Below are 5,523 nucleotides of genomic sequence, written 5' to 3' on the forward strand. Positions count from 1 at the left end.
ATACAAGAAATGAATGTGAAAGCTGAGACATACAAAAGTGCAGGTTCCAAAATGGATTTTTGGAATTCTAAAAGAACAGGTACTAATTTTATGAATAGCACTTCATTACCTGAGAACTACAAAAGTGCAAAGGAAGCTCATATTGAATATGTTCGTTTAGCACCTGATAAATGGGCAAAAGATAAGGATTTCTTATTTGAAGACAAACCAGATACATCAGGAAAAGATTTTCTTATCGGTAATGCAGATAATTATCAAGGATTAGTGAAAGAGGATGTAGCAAAATTGAAAGCAGATTTAGATGCTGCACAATCACAAGGGATTAAAGTTGTACTTACAATGCTTTCATTACCTGGTGATCGTTGGCGTCAATTTAACAATAATCAGAATGATGATAGAATCTGGGAAGAAGAGAAATATCAAGAACAAGCAAGCCAATTTTGGAAGGACCTTGCGTTTGAATTGAAAGATCATCCCGCTGTGGTTGGTTACAACATTATCAATGAACCACATCCAGAAACATCTAAGAAAAATAGATATAATGATTTTTGGACAGAAGATTATGAGAAATGGTATTCAAAAGTGAAGGGAACCCCAGCAGATTTAAATGAATTTTATCAAAAAGTTGTTACTTCAATTCGTGAAGTAGATAAAGAAACACCTATTATTCTAGATTCAGGTCTATATGCCACACCTTGGGCTTTTAAATATCTTAAACCAGTTAAAGATAATAAGACATTGTATGCATTTCATATGTATGAGCCATATCAATTAACAAGTCAACGTGAAAAGCAAAATAAAGAGTATCAATATCCTGGAATTGTAAAAGTAGGAGATTTAGAAACACCTATGATGTGGGATAAAGATGGATTAAATACATTCTTACAGCCTGTGCAAAATTGGTCTCAGGAAAATCATGTACCATCTAATCGAATCATTGCTGAGGAATTTGGAATTAATCGTACCGTTCCTGGAGCACCTCAATACATGCAAGACTTAATTTCTATATTCAATCAGAAAGGATGGCATAAATCATTCTATGCATTCCGTGAAGATACTTGGACAGGAATGAATTATGAATTAGGAACAGAAAAAATAAAATGGGATGAAGAGGGGCAACCAAAACGTCAAGATAATCCACTTTGGGATGTAATAAAAAATGATTTGCAAATCGATGCAGGAGTAAATAGAACTACATTTAAAGATGCCCCACAAGAACACTGGGCATTTCATGCAATTCATGATTTAGCGAATAAAGGAATTATTGCAGGTTATGGAAATGGGATATTTGGTATGGGTGATAATGTAACACGTGAACAAGTAGCTGCATTAATTTACCGTACTTTGCATATAGAAAAACAAGATAAATATGAAAATCCATACAGAGATATCGATGGAAATTCAACAATGTTTCCTGAGGAAATATTAGCTTTAACTAAGCTAGGAATTTTCCAAGGAGATGATCAAGGAAACTTTAGACCGAAAGCTACATTAACACGTGCAGAAATGGCACAAGTTATTAAGAAAGCGTTTAGATTAGATGTAAAGGCGCCACATAATTTCAACGATGTTTCAGCAAATTCATGGGCAAAAGATGCGATTAGTGCCGTGCAATCGAACCATATTGCAGTAGGAGTTGGAGAAGGGAAATTTGCTCCGGATATGAACGTAACACGTGAACAGTATGCACAGTTTGTATATAATGCAATTTCAAATGCGCAATCCCATCAATAAAAAGAAAATGAAGTTGAGTGGTTTATTATACCATCATTATAAGGGCGTATTACTGCTCGTAAAAATTTAATAGGTGATACCCCATATCAACTTAAAAACTTTATAACGCCCCCAAAACAAAAAATTGTACATTTTCATCTGGACATGTCAATTTTCTCGTTTGGGGGTATTTGCTTTTCTTATCTTGATAGCAATGTGGTGCTACCCCTTCTTAATAAAGCAATGATCTTGTTCCTATAACTATTTGGACTTACAAATTGAAAATGAAACGGACCCATCGTATCAACTTCACCTTTATATCACAGATAAACATTTAGTTGGTGAATGGAGAACAGACTATCCGCAGCTTTATCAATATGAAGTTTATGAAAAAAAACACTTAATCCAATCTGCATACTGGGGTGGTTATATACGACATAATGTTATTCAACGTAGAATATATAGCCAACAGAAACAGTTTGTAGAAAATCAATATGTAACGGAGAATCACGCTATAATGATGTACGAACCATTATTAGCTTGTAATTCAGAAAAATCTCAATCCAGGTTACTTTCAAGCCGGAAGAATAAAGAAAGGTACGCAATACGTTCAATTAGATATGGAGAAGTTGATGAATTCCATGCAGCCAGGACAAACCTATGATATAACAGATGCTTATGTAGGGATGAGTGACAAAGTACAGACTCATGTTATTGTTCATCGACTTACAGAAAAAGAACAAAAAAACGTCTACAAGATCAATCTGTTCGAGAGAAAAAGAAAGGAATGACGTATTCTCCTCGCTTTGTTTTGCAAAATTTAACTTACTTTTAAAAACTTTGCAACAGAACCGAATTACTACTTACACAGACATGGTTTTATTGTTATATTTAAAATGTGCGAATTTGTAAAAGTATCAATAAGAACAATTATTAGTAATAGGAGGTTTTATTATCAACGGAAAACATCGTAACATTACCCTCGCAATATTAGGACTATATTCCGTTCTGATTCTCTACTTTATGTTTCTTGGTTTCGATAGATTGGGATTAAAATATATTAACCACGAATATGAATTCCAGTTAATTCCAAGTAGTATTCCTTTGAGCTTGCCAAATATGGTAGATAGGGAAGATTTTAATCTATGGTTTTTTAATTTTGGAAATTTAACAGCATTCATACCTTTTGGGGTATTAATTCCTATGTTATATCGTTGTAGCTTTATTAGATTTATTACTTCATTCTGTATTTCTATTCTTATACTAGAAGTACTACAAATGGTTACTTTTCTTGGTGGCTTTGACATTGATGATGTAATTGTGAATGCAATGGGTGCTACAATAGGTTTTTGTGCATATAAAATAGGATTTCGCTCTAATAATACTTTGAAAAACTTTATTATTACAGGTGTAACAGCATTTATCTTGACATTAGGAGTACTTGTAGTTGTAGGTGAAATTAATAAATCATTAGAAAAGGAACAACAATCCCCAAAAAATGGAACCGTTATAGCGCTAAATCAACTGACAGAAAGTACTGGATATGTACCGAAAGTTAACAATTCCACTAGCTTTGAAGTGGCTCATAAAAAAATTGAACCTAAATTAAATATGTTTAGTAGTAAAGGGACAAATTCTCAGCAATTTAAATACTTGTTAAAAGGTAAGTATGCAAAACTTTCGGGATATCTCGGTATCCCTGATAGTGCTAGCAAACATTCCGGTAAGATAATTATTTCTATTGATGGAAAAGATGTACAAACCCTTCGATTCTCTGAAGAAAGCATATCTACATCCACAAGTTCTTTTAGGATAGAGTTGGCTAAAGCAAATGAACTTAGTATTAAATTTATTGATACAGATGCATTGCTATGGGATGTCAAACTTACAGAATGGAAAAAATAATGAATTGAAATCCACTAGTTTAGATACTAGCGGATTATTTTATATGTTCAAATATCTAATTGAACAATTCTAGCTCTGCCAAAAGTGTTTATGAAAGGATCTAGGTTCTGGCGCAAACCTCGAATGCTGTCAAAATATACACAAAAATATGAGAGTAATTATGAACGTTCAATCTTTACAAAGTATAAAAATACGGATTTTTATATTGATTTCCGAATAGCTCATTTTCATGAGAATATAACATTCATGTTGGATTATCTACGTAATCATTTTTGAACCAAAACCAATTATTTTACTTTATTGAACTACACCCACTTAAGACTCTAACGACCTGTTTAAAGTGGGGGATTCCTACGAACACTAAGACATCACGATAGCTTATAGAAAAACGATAGTAGTAGCACACGGCTACCAAAATAATATCTTTATTGAACTGTTTCCCTTTAAAATATCTTATTTGTGATTCTCCTTACTCTTTTTTCTAGAGGGGATTCTCATTTAGAAAACTTTGCACCAGAACCCTGTCCTCTAATGTTAAATCTTCTTTATGTTTAAATGTAAGTGAAATTATATTTTCCCCCTTCATCATGACTATAATTATCCAACCTTGATGTTTTCCTTATAATTCTTTAATTTTTCCCCTAGTTAACTATTAATTTTTACACTAGTAATATCGATATACAAGGAGAATCGCAGGTCCTGGTGTACACAATGACAATATTTTTTGCACCAGAACCAAAAATAAGCCCAAAGAATTAAATAATTCTTTGGGCTTATTTTTAAAGTTAGGAAGTTACATTCTTTCTTCCTATAAATAATCTCACAGAACAGGACCATCGACATGTAAAGCGACAGACACTTTTCCAAATCCGCAGGATTTCAAAACATTCGTCATGCCTCACGTATAGTAAAAGGCATCGAAACCATTCATACCCTGTATAAAAAAGACAGAGTCTTCAACCAAACTTCGCTTTTTCGACGTATAATGAATTACAGAAGTTATTGATGACTGCAAAAAATTTGTCTTCCTCAACCATAGATCTTTTACACTTCAGTTAATTTTGCAAAAGAAGTTAATAAAACATATCTAATTATTGATTCACCGCTTTGGCTACAAGTGCTGCGTATGCTTCTGCACCTACTTTGGTTAAATGCACACCATCAGGTGCAAAGTAGTCTCCCTTTCCAGCACTTGCTGCATACCAATCGACTATAGTTACATTCGAATATTAAGATTCTAACACTTTTAATTTCTCATTCACGATTGATTCCCACGGACGTGGTACCCTCGTATTAATAAATATCATTTTACGTTCATTCCCAATCAATTTTATTAATGATACAAGTTGCTCAGTAGTAAAGGCTCCATTTGTACCTAATCCAATAATGACATAGTTTCCTAAATCCCCTTCATTCTTTAACTGTTCAACTACAGGAATCGCTTTTGACAGCTGGCGACCAATTTGTGCATCAATCTTAATATCCGGAAAAGTATTTTTTAAATACGGAGCAATATCAATCATAACGGAATCGCCTATTGCAGTAACGGTGAGAGCATCTTTAGGTTGCGCAGAATTTACTTCTTTTGATTCTTCTTGATTTTGAGGCGTCTCTTGAGTTGGATTTTCCCAAACTGCAACTGGATGTTTCGCCGGTTGTATTTGTACTGCTTCCACCTTATCTAGTTGAGGATTCCCCGTAGCCTTACTAACTTTTGATAACCCTAAGACGGCTATCGACGAAACGAATACTGCACAAATTAAAGCTAACCTAACACTTAAAGCGACATTTTGAAATCTTAAATTCTTAAACTGAACGTTTCGGAGCGCACCTTGTCGGATTGGTTTTTCAATAAACTTCCATGAAATTTGCGCAATCATTATAATAGGATACTAATGAGTTGTC

2 protein-coding genes and 5 pseudogenes are annotated in these 5,523 nt (G+C 33.7%); 5 read left to right on the top strand and 2 right to left on the bottom strand.

From position 1 onward, the window contains the following. The 4 genes and pseudogenes from VK90_RS24350 to VK90_RS24355 form a co-directional block, all read left to right on the top strand. Positions 1-1,734, top strand: a 1,734-nt coding sequence (locus VK90_RS24350; RefSeq protein ID WP_156185482.1) for an S-layer homology domain-containing protein, incomplete at its 5' end; no start/stop codon positions are given. A 226-nt stretch (positions 1,735-1,960) separates the two neighbouring features. Further along, a pseudogene (locus tag VK90_RS29300) lies at positions 1,961-2,272 on the top strand (VanW family protein); the annotation flags it as partial. After that, positions 2,256-2,518, top strand: a pseudogene (locus tag VK90_RS29305) (IS4 family transposase); the annotation flags it as partial. The pseudogenes VK90_RS29300 and VK90_RS29305, both read left to right, overlap by 17 nt. 203 nt (positions 2,519-2,721) lie before the next feature. Then, positions 2,722-3,618 (top strand): VanZ family protein, encoded by an 897-nt coding sequence (locus tag VK90_RS24355; protein ID WP_269431829.1) that lies wholly within the window; start codon positions 2,722-2,724, stop codon positions 3,616-3,618. A 364-nt stretch (positions 3,619-3,982) separates the two neighbouring features. Here the strand turns inward: VK90_RS24355 and VK90_RS29980 are convergent. Continuing rightward, a pseudogene (locus tag VK90_RS29980) lies at positions 3,983-4,075 on the bottom strand (IS6 family transposase); the annotation flags it as partial. A gap of 353 nt (positions 4,076-4,428) precedes the next feature. Here VK90_RS29980 and VK90_RS30880 point away from each other — a divergent pair. Next, a pseudogene (locus VK90_RS30880) lies at positions 4,429-4,677 on the top strand (hypothetical protein); the annotation flags it as partial. Positions 4,678-4,709: 32 nt separating this feature from the next. Here VK90_RS30880 and VK90_RS24360 read toward each other — a convergent pair. Then, a pseudogene (locus VK90_RS24360) lies at positions 4,710-5,504 on the bottom strand (SGNH/GDSL hydrolase family protein); the annotation flags it as partial. Positions 5,505-5,523 lie beyond the last annotated feature (19 nt).

The organism is Bacillus sp. LK2 (assembly GCF_001043575.1).
GTDB lineage: Bacteria > Bacillota > Bacilli > Bacillales > Bacillaceae_G > Bacillus_A > Bacillus_A paramycoides.